We start from the raw sequence: 13,733 nt of genomic DNA on the forward strand, positions 1-13,733 counted from the left end.
ATCGGCGGGAAGCGCGCCTGCGTGCCTAAGTTTTGATCATTCGCCGGTGGACTGTATTCGACTTTCGTCTGAGACCCCGCCCCTATCCCGGAAAATCGGCCATCGCACTTGAAAGCAGGCTTGAAATGGGCACTCTGCCTGTGCTTGGCAAAAAAACAAAAACCATTGCGGGGAGGAACTCGATGAAACCGTTACTCGGCTTCAGCCGATTGATCGACGCCATTACCGAAAAGATCGGCAAGGCGGTCTCTTGGCTTATTCTGGTGGCCGTGCTCGTGAGCGCCGGCAACGCCGTCATCCGAAAAGTGTTCAACATGTCGTCCAATGCATGGCTGGAGGCGCAGTGGTATCTCTTCGGCGCCGCCTTCATGTTCGCTGCCGCCTACACGCTGAGCCAGAACGAGCACATCCGCATCGATGTCGTCTACGGAATGTTCTCGCGCCGCGTGCAGCACTGGATCGACCTCTTCGGACACGTCTTCTTCCTGATGCCCTTCGTGCTTCTCATGCTCTATTACCTCGTGCCCTACGTACGGATGTCCTATGTTTCGGGCGAACTTTCCTCGAGCGCCGGCGGGCTAATCCTATGGCCGGCGAAAGCGATCCTGCTGATCGGCTTCGTTCTTCTCGCCCTGCAGGGCGTATCCGAAATCATCAAGAAGATCGCGATCATGACCGGAAACATGGACGATCCGACGCCTTACGTTCCGGCACATGCACCACTCGATGACACGGTATCGCCGGAGGCCCGCTCATGATCGAGTTCGTCGCTGAAAACCTGGCGCCGATCATGTTCGTGTCGCTGATCGTGTTCCTGCTGCTCGGATATCCGGTCGCCTTCTCGCTTGCCGCCAACGGTCTCCTCTTCTTCATCATCGGCGTCGAACTCGCGCCCTTGTCGGATTCCATCAATCTTTCCTGGCCCCTGCTGAACGCACTGCCGGAACGGTTCTGGGGGGTCATGTCGAACGACACGCTTCTCGCCATCCCCTTCTTCACCTTCATGGGCATAGTGCTCGAACGATCGGGCATGGCCGAGGACCTTCTCGACACGATCGGCCAGCTCTTCGGTCCCGTGCGCGGGGGGCTCGCCTATGCTGTCATCTTCGTGGGCGCGCTTCTTGCAGCCACCACCGGCGTCGTTGCGGCTTCCGTGATCGCCATGGGTCTGATCTCGCTGCCGATCATGCTGCGCTACGGCTATGACCGCCGCATCGCCACCGGCGTCATTGCTGCATCCGGCACGCTCGCGCAGATCATCCCGCCGTCGCTCGTGCTGATCGTTCTTGCCGACCAGCTCGGCCGCTCGGTCGGCGACATGTATGCCGGCGCCCTCATCCCCGGTCTCGTTCTGACCGGGCTCTATATGGGCTACATCCTGCTGATGACCTTCGTGAAGCGGCACTCCATGCCGGCGCTGCCTTTGGAAGCGCGCACGCTCGGGTCCGGCGTCACCTCGCTTGCGATCGCGCTCCTGGTCGCCTGCGCAATCGCCTATGCGGCCCACGTCTATCTTTCGCCGACACAGGGCGAAAACGCGGACATCCTCGGAGCGACGGTGGGTATCATATTCATCTATCTGGTCGCCCTCGCCGACAGGGCGCTCAAGATCAATGCGCTTTCGCGTCTGGCCCAGCAGGTGATCATCGTGCTGATCCCGCCGCTGGCCCTGATCTTCCTGGTTCTCGGCACCATATTCCTCGGCATCGCCACCCCGACCGAAGGCGGAGCCATGGGAGCCGTCGGTGCCCTTGTCATGGCTGCGGCCAAGGGCCGGCTGAACATGGAGGTCGTCCGCGCCGCGCTCGCCTCCACGACACGGCTCTCCGCCTTCGTGCTGTTCATCCTGATCGGCGCCCGGGTCTTTTCGCTCACCTTCTACGGCGTCAACGGACACCTCTGGGTGGAACATCTGCTGACCGCGCTCCCGGGCGGCGAGATCGGTTTCCTGATCGCCGTCAACGTGCTCGTCTTCTTTCTGGCGTTCTTCCTCGATTTCTTCGAGCTCGCTTTCATCATCGTGCCGCTGCTCGCACCGGCGGCCGACAAGCTGGGCATCGATCTGATCTGGTTCGGCGTGCTGCTCGGCATCAACATGCAGACGAGCTTCATGCATCCGCCCTTCGGTTTCGCACTCTTCTACCTGCGCTCCGTCGCAGCCCGGGTGCCCTATCTCGACAAGGTGACCGGCAAGAAGATGGAGCCGGTGACGACGGGGCAGATCTATTGGGGCGCAGTGCCTTTCGTCGGCATACAGATCATCATGATTGCGCTCACACTCATGTTCCCGCAGATGGTGCTGCATTACAAAGGCAGCGGCACCGGCGTCGATCCGTCGACGATAAAGATCGAAGTTCCGGGCTTCGGCAACGGCGGAGGCGGCCTGACCTTGCCCGACAACGGCGGCGGCCTCGGTCTTCCCGGCGGCTTGCAGCTGCCAAGCGGCAGCCCGCTAGACGGGGCTGGCCAGCAGCCGGCCCAACCGAATACGGCGCCGCAGCAGAACAACCCGGCCCCCGATCTCAGCGCACCGCCGTCGTTCAACTGAAGTGCGTTCCACAAGCAGGCCGACGGCTTACCGTTGACCGATACAAAGAAGCCACCCGGCACCGGCCGGGTGGCTTCTTTGCATCATTCCATTTGGAAGGACGGATCAATCGGCAGCGAATTGCCGGGGGCTGAGCCTCAGAGCAGCTGCGCGGCGATGGCCTTCGAGCCGTTCTGTAGCGCTCTGCCGTACAGCGGCAGGAGCGACCGCGGCAACGCCGCGTTCATCCAACCATTGATGCGTGCAGATTTTGACGTAGGAGCCGACCCAGAGCCCACCCGTATACCGGCCAGCGGCCATGGTCGGAAGGGTGTGATTGGTGCCGCAGCACTTGTCGGAGTAAACCACGCTGGCCAGTTCGCCGATGAAGAGTGAACCGTAGTTGCGGAGCTTCTTGGCGGTGGCCTGCGGATCACGGGTGTGAACCTGAAGATGCTCGGCTGCGATGTAGTCTGAATAGGCGATCATCGCTTCTTCGTCTTCGCAGACGGTGATCTCCCCATAATCCTTCCAGGCTACCGACGCGACATCGGCAGTCGAGAGGTCCTGCAACTGCCTTTCGACTTCGACCAGGGTAGCTTCCGCGAGCTTGCGGTCGGTCGTGATCAGACCGACGCGGGTGCGAACATCGTGTTCTGCCTGCGCAAGGAGGTCGGTTGCGATCATAGCAGCGTTGCCGGTTTCGTCGGCGACGATGAAGATTTCGCTCGGGCCGGCAAGCTGGTCGATGCCGACTTGACCAAACACCTGGCGCTTGGCTTCGTTGACGAATGCGTTGCCGGGGCCAACGATCTTGTCGACCGCCGGGATTGACTCGGTGCCTGATGCCATTGCTGCGATTGCCTGGGCTCCGCCTACACGGAAGATGCGATCGGCACCTGACAGATGGCAGCCGGCGATCATGGCCGGGTGTGCGTTTGGCGGGAGGCAGGCGATTACCTGGTCGCAGCCGGCGACCTTAGCCGGTACGATGGTCATGACCGGCGCCGACAGGAGAGGATAACGACCGCCAGGCACGTAGCACCCCACGACTTCGATCGGGATGACGCGGTGGCCGAGGTGCAGACCCGGCAGTGTCTCGATTTCAAGCGGGAGGATGGTCTTGAGCTGAGCTTCGGCAAAGGCGCGGACGTTCGCGATCGCGAATTCGGTGTCTTCGCGGGTCTGCGGATCGAGTTCCGCTACGGCCTTCAGCCTCTCTTCTTCGCTTACTTCGAACTTTTCAAGCTCCACTTTATCGAAGGCTGCGGAGTATTCGCGAACAGCGGCGTCACCACGCTCACGCACATTTGCGATGATATCCTTGACCGTCTTCTCGACCGGAGCCGTGTCGGAGACGGCGTCACGGGTAGGCTTCTTGATCTGGATGAACCTGTCATTCAATGCGGCGAGACGCGATGTCATTAAAATCTCCTGTGTGCGGTGGTGTCTCAGCATCGTGGAACCGCGGCAGACGGGCAATTGCCCGCAAACCACCCGTTCAGTATTCTCACCACTTTGCGCACCCGACGATCTCCGGACGTAGGAAGCGCGCGCCGGGGGTGCCATGCTGGGGCGAACCGATCAGATTAAGGAATCGACGAATGCCGAAAATCGGAAGCAAACTTCGTGAACTGCGCCGGAGGCGAGACTTGGGTGTCAGAGAACTGGCTGCGCGGTCGGGCATTTCACATTCTACGATCTCATTGATCGAGCGAGACCGAATGAGCCCGTCGATCGACACGCTCGGCGCGGTCCTCGACGCCCTGGGCACGACGTTGCCCGGCTTCTTTTCCGACCTGCAATCGAGTCTTCCATATACGCCGTTTTATTCCTCGGCCGACCTCATCGAGATTGGAAAGGCTGACACGATTTCCTACCGCGTCATTGGTCTGGACCATCCGAACAGGCAGATGCTTATGCTCCATGAGCGTTACGCGACCGGCGCAGATACCGGCGAGGAATTCACCCATGCGGCACAGGAGGCCGGCATGGTTCTGTCCGGAGCCGTCGAGGTGACGGTGGGCAACCAGAAGCGTATCTTGGGCGCGGGTGACGGCTACTATTTCGATAGTCGGCTTCCGCATCGATTCCGCAACGTCCACGATGGCCCGAGCGAAATAGTGAGCGCGATTACGCCGCCGACCTATTGACGCAGGCGTCATTCGATCCGAGTGGTGAGAATAGTGACCAGAGCGGTTAGTGCCCTTCCCAAACCCCTGAAAACCGCTTTGTATCGTGCAGTCGAAAACACTAATGGGGAGGGCTCGATGAAAATCCTTAAAGCTGCTGTCATTGCCTCTAGCGTCCTGACGACGAGCGTCGTCGCTGCGCAATCACGCGACCTGACGGTCGTATCCTGGGGTGGGAATTTCCAGGACGCGCAAAGAAAAATCTTCTTCGAGACATTCGGGAAGGAAACTGGAAAGCCCGTTCTCGATGAAAGCTGGGAGGGCGGATACGGCGTATTGCAGGCCAAGGTGAAGGCCGGCGTGCCGAACTGGGATGTCGTCGAAGTCGAAGCCGAAGAGTTGGCTCTGGGTTGCGCCGACGGCATCTACGAAAAGATCGACTGGCAGAAGATGGGCGGGAAGGAGGCGTATCTCCCGGCGGCCGTCAGCGACTGCGGTGTCGGCAATATCGTCTGGTCTACCGGCCTGTCCTACGATGGTGACAAGCTGGCGGAAGGTCCGAAGACCTGGGCCGATTTCTGGGACACGAAGAAATTCCCGGGTAAACGCGGCCTGCGCAAGGGACCCAAATATGCGCTTGAGTTCGCCTTGATGGCAGATGGCGTCCCTTCGGACCAGGTTTACGACGTTCTGAGCGGCGAAGGCGGCGTTGATCGCGCATTCAAGAAACTAGATGAACTGAAGGCGGATATCATCTGGTGGGACGCTGGGGCACAACCACTCCAGCTGCTATCTTCCGGCCAGGTCGTCATGACGTCCGCATATAACGGCCGCATCAGCGGGATCAATCGCAGCGAGGGCAAGAAGTTCGGTTTCGTTTTCCCCGGCAGCGTCTATGCAATCGACAGCTGGGTAATCCTGAAGGATAGCCCGAACAAGGACGCCGGCATGGACTTCATCGCCTACGCGAGCAAGGCCGAAAATCAGGCGAAGCTTCCGGAGTATATCGCATACGGGCTTCCGAACCTTGGTGCGACCAAGCTCGTCCCGGAGCAGTTCCAGAAGGAGCTGCCGACGACGGAAGAGAACCTGAATGGTGCCGTCGCTCTCGACGTAGACTTCTGGACAGACAACTCGGAAGAGCTCACCCAGCGTTTCAACGCCTGGCTGGCTCAGTAGGCGATCGTCTCAGTTAATTTACCGCCGCTCTGTTGCCCCGATCGATGGGGCAACATAACCCTTTGATCGTTTGGGGGGTGGCCCTCCTCCATTTTGCGTAGGTGACGATGGGCAACGCATTCATTCACTTCGACAAAGTCAGCAAAGCGTTCGGCGCCATGACCGTCGTCGATAAACTGGACCTGGCTATCGAGAAGGGCGAGTTTGTCAGCATGCTCGGACCATCCGGTTCAGGCAAGACTACACTTCTGATGATGTTGGCCGGCTTCGAGGCCCCCACCAGCGGGTCAATTTCCGTCAGGGGCAAGCGGGTCGATGCACTGCCGCCCCATAGACGGAACATGGGCGTGGTTTTCCAGAACTACGCTCTGTTCCCCCATATGACAGTTGCGGAGAATGTAGCGTTTCCGCTCAAGATGCGTCGGGTGTCCCGCGGTGAAATCGTCGATCGCGTCGGCAAGGCTCTCGATATGGTCCAACTCGGGGCGTTCCACGACAGGCGGCCGATCCAGCTGTCGGGCGGTCAGCAACAGCGTGTAGCGCTGGCGCGAGCGCTCGTCTTCGAACCTGAAGTGGTCCTTATGGACGAACCGCTCGGGGCCCTGGACAAAAAGCTTCGCGAGCAGATGCAGATGGACATTCGCAATATCCATCATCGATTGGGTCTGACCATTGTTTTCGTGACACATGATCAGGCCGAAGCGCTGACGATGTCGGACAGAATCGCCATTTTCAATCACGGAAAGATCGAGCAGATCGGCACGCCTTCCGAAATTTATGACCGTCCGACGACGCAATTCGTCGCCGAATTCATTGGCGAAACCAACTTGCTCAGCGGCAAAGTGACGACGTCCGAAAACGGTTTGCTGGGTATTGCGGTCGATGGCGGCCAGCAACTCCAGGTCGCGTCAGCCGCAAAGCACGAACCGGGCAAGCACGTGAAAGTCTCGGTCCGGCCCGAGCGCATCGAACTCGGTTCTTCCGACGGGTCGAGGAATGAATTGAAGGTCAGGGTGTCTGACGTGGTCTATCGCGGTGACCACCTGCAGGTCGTCGTCGAGGCGGCAAACGGGTCTCTCGTCATCAAGTCTACCAGGAAAACAACCACGCCTCGGATCGGTGATGAGGCGGTCGCCTCGTTCTCACCCGAACAATGCTGGATCGTCGCATGAAGCAACGCTCCCGGTTCCTGCAGCATTTCAAATCGTTCGTCCTGATTGCGCCCCTTGCGCTATTCCTTCTGTTCTTTTTCGTCGTCCCTTTGGGAACCATGATGAAGACCGCCGTTTCCGATCCCGTCGCGTCTCGCGCGCTACCTACCGTAGCTGCTGCCCTCGACGGATGGGACCGCTCTAGCGCTCCGCCGGCGGAGGCGCAGAGAGCGCTGGTCGTAGACATTCAGGGAATACAGGACGACGAATTGTTTGGTGACCTAGTTCGACGGCTGAACAGCGCGAAGTCGGGTTTTCGAACATTGATGAGCAAGACCAGGACGGCAGTTGCCGATGACCCTAGCCTCGGTGACCTCACCTCCGTCGATCGGCGATGGAACGACCCGGCATTCTGGATTGCAGTCCAGGACGCCGCAAGCTCGCCTGTCACCGACCGAAATCTTCTTGCGGCTGTCGACCTGACGCGTGACAAGAATGGCAATGTGGTCGACGCGCCGGCCGGTACCTCGGCAAACCGCGAAACGCTGCTTCGCACCATGGTCATGGCGGGCATGGTGACCGTCTGCACCGTTTTGATCGGCTTGCCCTTCGCGATGGTGGCCGCCTCGACCACTGGCTGGAGGCGTCAACTCCTGCTTGGAGCGGTTCTGCTCCCGCTTTGGACATCGCTGCTCGTCAGAACGGCCGCCTGGTACATCATTCTGCAAGACAATGGTCTGATCAATATGACGCTCCAGGCAATCGGCCTGACGGACGGGCCATTGCCTTTGATCTTTAATCGGTTAGGCGTCGTCATCGCCATGACCCATGTCCTGCTTCCCTTCATGGTATTGCCGATCTTCAGTGTTTTGATCGGCATTCCCAAGAATCTGATGCCAGCCGCGGCCTCACTTGGCGCGTCACCTTTCCGATCATTCCTTTCGGTGCTTTTGCCACTCAGCCTGCGAGGCGTCGTGTCCGGATCGCTGCTCGTGTTCATGAGCGCTCTTGGGTATTACATCACACCTGCACTGATCGGCGGCGCAAAGGATCAGATGATCAGCGCCGTGATCGCCTACTATGCAACGGGCGCGGCCAACTGGGGCATGGCAGGCGCGCTCGGGATCGTTCTCCTGACCGCAACGATCATCCTTTACGTCGTCTACCTGCGGCTCTCATCCGAGGAGGCAAGGGCATGAGGACGCTTTCCCTGTCCAAGGCGATATTCGGCTCGGCCGTCGTCATCTTTCTCATGGCCCCGTTATTTGCGATCCTGCCGCTGGCCTTCACCGACAGCGTGTTCCTCAACTATCCGATCCCTGACTTTTCGTTGAGGTGGTTCGATGAATTGTTCACTGCCGACGCCTGGCGGCGCTCGATTATCAATAGCCTGATCATCGGAGCAGGAACGACGGTGCTTGCCACCGTGCTGGGCACGGTCGCCTCGCTTGGGCTTCGCGGAAAATCCGTATCGCTCCTGTTCGGTTTTTTCCGCACGGTGTTCCTGCTTCCGATGGTGGTTCCAGCGGTGGTGCTGGGCGTCGGTATGCAGTTGATGTTCGCCCAGTATGGGCTCGCGAATACCTATTTGGGAGTGATCGTAGCTCATACGGTGATCGCCATCCCGTTCGTGGTGGTGAACGTCACGGCCGCCCTACAGGGCATAGACCGTCGCCTTGAAAACGCTGCGGCCAGCCTCGGGGCGTCGCCGACGGTCGTCCTCAAGACGGTTACACTGCCTTTGGCCATGCCCGGAATCATTTCAGGAGCAGTCTTCGCGTTTGCGACCTCGCTGGATGAGGTGGTGCTGACGCTGTTCGTCGCGGGTCCCAACCAGAGAACCGTTGCACGGCAGATGTTCTCCACGATCCGCGAGAACATCAGCCCCGCCATTGCTGCCGCCGCATTCCTGTTCATCGTAGGCACCGTCCTGATTGCAGCCTTGGCTTACTTTGTTCGAAAGAAGCGGCAGGTCGCGTGAGCTGGATCGGCGCACTTTCATAAAAGGCCACCACGGAGAGCCTGCACGCAAGCGGGGCGAAGGGGACCCGCGGCAATGTTCCGGTCCTCAAATGGCTTAATGGGAAGCAACTCACCTGCAGCTAGTCCCTTCTCCCCGTCAAACGGGGAGAAGGTCGCGGCAGCGGGATGAGGGGCAATTTCGAAAAAGTGCCCCTCAGCGCAGCGTCAGATCTTGCCGTTCCGCTGCTGGATCATCATGAAGGTGTCGTAGTTGTATTCCGCAATCTGTGCGTTGAGGAAATACTCCGCGCGGAAGGCTTTGATCGATTCCCAGATCTTCTTAAATGGCGCGTTCGACGCTTCCATTTCCGCGTAAACCTTGTTGGACTCGTCGAAGCAGGCCGACAGGATTTCCGGGCTGAACGGGCTCAGCTTCGCCCCCGCCGCGACGAGGCGCTTGATCGCGGACGGGTTGAGATAGTCGTACTTCTGCAGCATGTTCGCGTCGGTCGCCTGGCAGGCCGTCCGCAGGAGCGACTGATAAGCCTTCGGCAGGCCGTCGAAGGCTGCCTTGTTGAACATGGCATGCACGGTCGGACCGCCTTCCCACCAGCCGGGATAGTAGTAATAGGGCGCGACCTTGTAGAAACCGAGCTTCTCGTCGTCATAGGGACCGACCCATTCGGCCGCGTCGATCGTGCCTTTTTCGAGAGCCGGATAGATGTCGCCGCCGGCGAGCTGCTGCGGAACGACGCCGAGGCGTTCCATGACCTTGCCGGCGAACCCTCCGACGCGCATCTTCAGGCCCTTCATGTCGGCCACAGTCTTGATTTCCTTGCGGAACCAGCCGCCCATCTGAACGCCGGTATTGCCGCCCGGGAAGCCGACGAGGCCCTGGGTTCCCAGAAACTCGTTGAAGAGGTCGATGCCGCCGCCATGATAGTGCCAGGCGTTCATGCCGCGGGCATTGAGTGCGAAGGGCACGGCAGCGCCCAGCGCCCAGGTCGGATCCTTACCCCAGTAATAATAGGCTACCGTATGGCACGCCTCGACGGTCCCGGCAGCCGCCGCATCCGCTGCCTGGAGGCCCGGGACGATTTCGCCGGCGGCGAAGACCTGGATCTGAAAATTTCCGTCGGTAGCTTCGGACACGTATTTCGACAGCACTTCCGCGCCGCCATAGATCGTATCCAGCGATTTCGGGAAGGACGACGTCAAGCGCCAGGTGACCTTCGGATTGGTCTGCGCAACGGCCGGCGCAGCCAGCGTCGATGCAGCAGCCGCACCCAGGCCGCCGATGCTCGCATGTTTGATGAATGAACGGCGATCCATGGTTCCTCCCTGTTCCCGCCATGAGCAGTGCGACACGGATCGGCCGCGTCACTGCCCATCGAGCCCCCGTCCGCCCATCCGGGACGTCGCAAGGTCTCTTTCCTCCTCGTTAGTGCCGACAACGCCGAAGCCCGCGAAGGCTTCGCGCACCGCGGCACACGTGCACCATACATAATCGATAATGCATGTCCAGCGACCGTGTTGCGGCGTCTTCTTCGACTTTTGTATAAGACGTCGCAAGCGGTTGGAAATTGCCCAAAATCGAGGCAAATCAATGCATTCGAACCGATTCAGAGCTCGGCGGATCTGGCCCAGAGATTGACGTCGGCCTCGCGTGCGTAAAGGTCGATTTCGCTCAGTTCCTCTGATGTGAAAGCGTCGTTTTCCAGTGCCTTGACGCAATCGACGATCTGTGCGGAACGGCTGGCGCCGATCAGCGCCGAGGTGATGCGGCCGCCGCGCAGCACCCAGGCGAGTGCCATCTGAGCAAGCGTCTGGCCGCGCCGTTCGGCGATCGCGTTCAGCTTGCGGATATTGTCGATGATCCCCGGACGGATGAAATCCTTCTTGAGGAAGTGGTTCTGCGCGGCGCGGCTGTCCTCGGGAATGCCGCTCAGGTACTTCGTCGTCAGCATGCCCTGCGCGAGCGGCGAAAAGACGATCGAGCCGATGCCGAGCTCCTCCAGCGTGTCGACGAGACCGTCGTCCTCGACCCAACGGTTAAGCATCGAATAGCTCGGCTGGTGGATGAGACAGGGCGTGCCCATCTCCTTCAGGATCGCCGCCGCCTCGCGGGTACGCTGCGAGTTGTAGGACGAGATGCCGACATAGAGCGCACGCCCCGAACGGACGATGTGATCGAGCGCACCGCAAGTCTCCTCGAGGGGCGTTTCCGGATCGAAGCGATGGGAATAGAAGATGTCGACATAATCGAGCCCCATGCGTTTGAGGCTCTGGTCGCAAGAGGCGACAAGATATTTCCGGCTGCCCCACTCCCCATAGGGGCCGGGCCACATGTCATAACCCGCCTTCGACGAGATGATGAGTTCGTCGCGCAGGCCGGCGAAATCGGTGCGCATGATCTCGCCGAAGGCGATTTCGGCCGATCCGGGCGGCGGACCGTAATTATTCGCCAGATCGAAATGGGTGATGCCGAGGTCGAAGGCCGTGCGGCACATGTCCACCTTGCGGTCGTGCGGCGTGTCGCCACCGAAATTGTGCCAAAGACCGAGCGAAATCGCCGGGAGCTTCAAGCCGCTCCGGCCGCAGCGATTGTACTTCATCTTCTCGTATCTGTTTTCCGCCGGTTGCCAGGCCATGACTCATGTTCCTCATTCGCTTCGGTGGCGTTGAATACCCCTCCCCACGAAGGTCCTCAAGGGGCAGCAGATTGATGAAGGGCGCCTTGATCCGCCTGCCGGCACCTTCTCGCCATCAAAATGGGAGAAGGTGCCGGCAGCCGGATGGCACCCGCGAGGCTCCGGTAAACGGAGGAGGGTCAGCGCAGCAACGCCTGCGCCTCTTCAATGCCGAGCGCCGCCGGCTGGGTGCAGGTTGTCGACAGCGTGACGAAACTTCCCTCCTCGCCGGATTTGAGGATCGACACCATCACGTCGACACCGTGCAGCGTGCGTTCCAGCGAGCAGCGGGCATCGCGCCCCTTGAGGATTGCGTCCGCCATATCCGCGAGCCCCGCCGTCCGATAATTGGCGATCGGGCCGAGCGGATGGTCCCAATTGTTGACGGCGAAGGGGTGTTCCCACATTTTGAGCGGCTGGATGTCCTTATTCCGCCCGCTCGCCTCGACCGTGCCGCCGAAGAAATTCGGATCCGGAACGAAGAGCGAGCCTTCGGTGCCATAAAGCTCCATATTCGCATGACGATGCGACCAGACATCCCAGCTTGCCGAAAGCGTGATGGTTGCGCCGTTCTGGAACTCGAGCAGGGCGTGAATGTTGGTGGGTGTCTTGACCGGGATAACCTCGCCGTTTCTGGGTTCGCTGGTGATGGTCCGCGTCGTGCTCGCCATGGAGGAGAGTGCGCCGACCCGTTTCACCGGTCCGATCAGGTTGATCAGGTTTGCGATGTAATAGGGTCCGAGATCGAGAATCGGCCCGCCGCCCGGCAGGAAGAAGAAGTCCGGATTCGGATGCCACATCTCCATGCCCGGGCTCATGACATGACATGTACCGGAGGTGACCTGCCCGATCTTGCCGGCGTCGATATAGGCGCGGGCAAGCTGGTGCGCCCCACCCAGGAAAGTGTCCGGTGCGCAACCGACCGTCAGCCCCTTTCCGGTGGCAATTCTCCTTAGCTCCTCCCCCTGCTCCAGCGAGAGCACAAGCGGCTTTTCGGAATAGACATGCTTGCCGGTTTCCAGAATGGCTTTCGAGACCGGAAAATGCGCCTCCGGGATCGTCAGATTGACGACGATGTCAACTTCCGGATTGGCGAGCAGTGCATCGATGCTCTGCGCAGTCACGTCGAATTCGGCGCCGCGTGCTTCCGCCGCCGCCGGATTGATGTCGGCACAGGCGGCGATCCGAATGCCCTTGAACAGTGGAGCAAGCTTGAAATAGGTCGTGGAGATATTGCCGCATCCGACGATGCCGACACCAAGTTCTTTTGTCATGGGAGTTTTCCGTCGATCAGTAGGATTGAATCGAAGCCAGCGAGCGCTTGGCGAAACGCCTGAAGTCGCTGGGATTGTCGTGTTCGGCGACAAAATATTTGGCCGAGGTTCTGGAAAGCGCCTGGATCAGTGCCTTCCAGTCGAGCGTTCCCTCCCCGACGTCGGCCCAACCATCCTCGTCCGCATTCTCGCCCTTGGGCGCGATGTCCTTGACATGGACGGCCGTGATGCGGGTCGGATATTTCGAGATCCAGGCGAAGGGGTCTCCCCCGCCGCGCACGATCCAGGCGATATCCGCCTCCCAGGAAAGGTCCGGGCCGCCGGCGAAAATCTGGTCGAGCGGCACCGAGCCGTCGGCGAGTGCATGGAACTCGAAGTCGTGATTGTGCCAGCCGAAGTCGAGCCCGGCGTCGCGGAACGGCTTGCCGGCCGCCTGCAGCCGTGCCCCGAATGCTCGCCATCCGCCCGCATCCATCGGGCGCTGGTCCGGCATCAGGTAAGGGCAATAGATAGCGCGAATGCCGAGCGCCTCGGCGATCTCGAGCACGCGGGGCGCGTCGCTTTCCAGCATATCCAGGCCGAAATGCGCGGTCGGCATCGAAAGGCCGTTACGATCAAGCCCGGCCTTGAAATCGGCGATCTCCGCATCCGAGAGGGCCGCGTAAAGGGCTCCGTAGCCTTCCACCTGTGTGTAGCCCGCGGAGCCGATAGCAGAGAGGACTTCGGCAAAAGGCGGGAAATTGCGGGCGCTGTAGAGCTGGAAGCTGACGTCTTTCATGGAAATCTCCTGGTGGTTCGTTGAACGGTTGCCTGGGAGT

Annotated in this window: 12 protein-coding genes; 7 read left to right on the plus strand and 5 right to left on the minus strand. The window is 60.2% G+C overall.

Annotation, left to right across the window (positions count from 1 at the left end):
* Positions 1 to 182 precede the first annotated feature (182 nt).
* Together AC5J09_RS21935 and AC5J09_RS21940 are read left to right on the plus strand one after the other, a co-directional pair.
* Entirely contained in the window at positions 183 to 758 is a 576-nt protein-coding gene (locus AC5J09_RS21935; RefSeq protein WP_100673713.1) for a TRAP transporter small permease subunit, read from the plus strand.
* Entirely contained in the window at positions 755 to 2,548 is a 1,794-nt protein-coding gene (locus tag AC5J09_RS21940) for a TRAP transporter large permease (protein WP_100673714.1), read from the plus strand. Before AC5J09_RS21935 ends, AC5J09_RS21940 begins: the two co-directional genes overlap by 4 nt.
* Before the next feature lie 105 nt (positions 2,549 to 2,653).
* Here the strand turns inward: AC5J09_RS21940 and hisD are convergent, their stop codons facing one another.
* On the minus strand, positions 2,654 to 3,952 hold the full coding sequence (hisD, locus tag AC5J09_RS21945; RefSeq protein WP_494298474.1) for a histidinol dehydrogenase: 1,299 nt from the start codon (positions 3,950 to 3,952) through the stop codon (positions 2,654 to 2,656).
* A 179-nt stretch (positions 3,953 to 4,131) separates the two neighbouring features.
* Between hisD and AC5J09_RS21950 the strand changes: the two genes are divergently transcribed.
* The 5 genes from AC5J09_RS21950 to AC5J09_RS21970 all read left to right on the plus strand — a co-directional run bounded on the left by AC5J09_RS21950 (position 4,132) and on the right by AC5J09_RS21970 (position 8,970).
* Entirely contained in the window at positions 4,132 to 4,680 is a 549-nt protein-coding gene (locus AC5J09_RS21950) for a cupin domain-containing protein (protein ID WP_275597786.1), read from the plus strand.
* Between the two features lie 117 nt (positions 4,681 to 4,797).
* A complete protein-coding gene (locus AC5J09_RS21955) occupies positions 4,798 to 5,838 on the plus strand; it encodes an ABC transporter substrate-binding protein (RefSeq protein WP_494298475.1) in 1,041 nt (346 codons plus the stop codon).
* A 107-nt stretch (positions 5,839 to 5,945) separates the two neighbouring features.
* On the plus strand, positions 5,946 to 7,010 hold the full coding sequence (locus AC5J09_RS21960) for an ABC transporter ATP-binding protein (protein WP_494298476.1): 1,065 nt from the start codon (positions 5,946 to 5,948) through the stop codon (positions 7,008 to 7,010).
* Entirely contained in the window at positions 7,007 to 8,188 is a 1,182-nt protein-coding gene (locus AC5J09_RS21965; protein WP_494298477.1) for an ABC transporter permease, read from the plus strand. The genes AC5J09_RS21960 and AC5J09_RS21965 overlap by 4 nt, the downstream gene beginning before the upstream one ends.
* A complete protein-coding gene (locus tag AC5J09_RS21970; RefSeq protein ID WP_494298478.1) occupies positions 8,185 to 8,970 on the plus strand; it encodes an ABC transporter permease in 786 nt (261 codons plus the stop codon). The genes AC5J09_RS21965 and AC5J09_RS21970 overlap by 4 nt, the downstream gene beginning before the upstream one ends.
* A gap of 206 nt (positions 8,971 to 9,176) precedes the next feature.
* Here the strand turns inward: AC5J09_RS21970 and AC5J09_RS21975 are convergent, their stop codons facing one another.
* The 4 genes from AC5J09_RS21975 to AC5J09_RS21990 all read right to left on the minus strand — a co-directional run bounded on the left by AC5J09_RS21975 (position 9,177) and on the right by AC5J09_RS21990 (position 13,693).
* Positions 9,177 to 10,283: a TRAP transporter substrate-binding protein gene (locus tag AC5J09_RS21975; RefSeq protein ID WP_100673719.1), complete on the minus strand. Its 1,107-nt coding sequence runs from the start codon at positions 10,281 to 10,283 to the stop codon at positions 9,177 to 9,179.
* Between the two features lie 290 nt (positions 10,284 to 10,573).
* Positions 10,574 to 11,602 carry an L-glyceraldehyde 3-phosphate reductase gene (mgrA, locus tag AC5J09_RS21980; RefSeq protein WP_100673720.1) on the minus strand — a complete coding sequence of 343 codons (1,029 nt, stop codon included), beginning with the start codon at positions 11,600 to 11,602 and terminating at the stop codon, positions 10,574 to 10,576.
* A 179-nt stretch (positions 11,603 to 11,781) separates the two neighbouring features.
* On the minus strand, positions 11,782 to 12,915 hold the full coding sequence (locus tag AC5J09_RS21985) for a Gfo/Idh/MocA family protein (protein WP_494298479.1): 1,134 nt from the start codon (positions 12,913 to 12,915) through the stop codon (positions 11,782 to 11,784).
* A 16-nt stretch (positions 12,916 to 12,931) separates the two neighbouring features.
* Positions 12,932 to 13,693, minus strand: a complete 762-nt coding sequence (locus AC5J09_RS21990) for a sugar phosphate isomerase/epimerase family protein (protein ID WP_324761904.1) — start codon at positions 13,691 to 13,693, stop codon at positions 12,932 to 12,934.
* Positions 13,694 to 13,733: the final 40 nt, after the last annotated feature.

It is taken from the genome of Sinorhizobium sp. (assembly GCF_059070375.1).

Coding starts and splice junctions, on each gene's coding strand:
- AC5J09_RS21935 (WP_100673713.1), top strand. CDS start 183: ATGAAACCGTTACTCGGCTTCAGCCGATTGATCGACGCCATTACCGAA.
- AC5J09_RS21940 (WP_100673714.1), top strand. CDS start 755: ATGATCGAGTTCGTCGCTGAAAACCTGGCGCCGATCATGTTCGTGTCG.
- hisD (WP_494298474.1), bottom strand. CDS start 3,952: ATGACATCGCGTCTCGCCGCATTGAATGACAGGTTCATCCAGATCAAG.
- AC5J09_RS21950 (WP_275597786.1), top strand. CDS start 4,132: ATGCCGAAAATCGGAAGCAAACTTCGTGAACTGCGCCGGAGGCGAGAC.
- AC5J09_RS21955 (WP_494298475.1), top strand. CDS start 4,798: ATGAAAATCCTTAAAGCTGCTGTCATTGCCTCTAGCGTCCTGACGACG.
- AC5J09_RS21960 (WP_494298476.1), top strand. CDS start 5,946: ATGGGCAACGCATTCATTCACTTCGACAAAGTCAGCAAAGCGTTCGGC.
- AC5J09_RS21965 (WP_494298477.1), top strand. CDS start 7,007: ATGAAGCAACGCTCCCGGTTCCTGCAGCATTTCAAATCGTTCGTCCTG.
- AC5J09_RS21970 (WP_494298478.1), top strand. CDS start 8,185: ATGAGGACGCTTTCCCTGTCCAAGGCGATATTCGGCTCGGCCGTCGTC.
- AC5J09_RS21975 (WP_100673719.1), bottom strand. CDS start 10,283: ATGGATCGCCGTTCATTCATCAAACATGCGAGCATCGGCGGCCTGGGT.
- mgrA (WP_100673720.1), bottom strand. CDS start 11,602: ATGGCCTGGCAACCGGCGGAAAACAGATACGAGAAGATGAAGTACAAT.
- AC5J09_RS21985 (WP_494298479.1), bottom strand. CDS start 12,915: ATGACAAAAGAACTTGGTGTCGGCATCGTCGGATGCGGCAATATCTCC.
- AC5J09_RS21990 (WP_324761904.1), bottom strand. CDS start 13,693: ATGAAAGACGTCAGCTTCCAGCTCTACAGCGCCCGCAATTTCCCGCCT.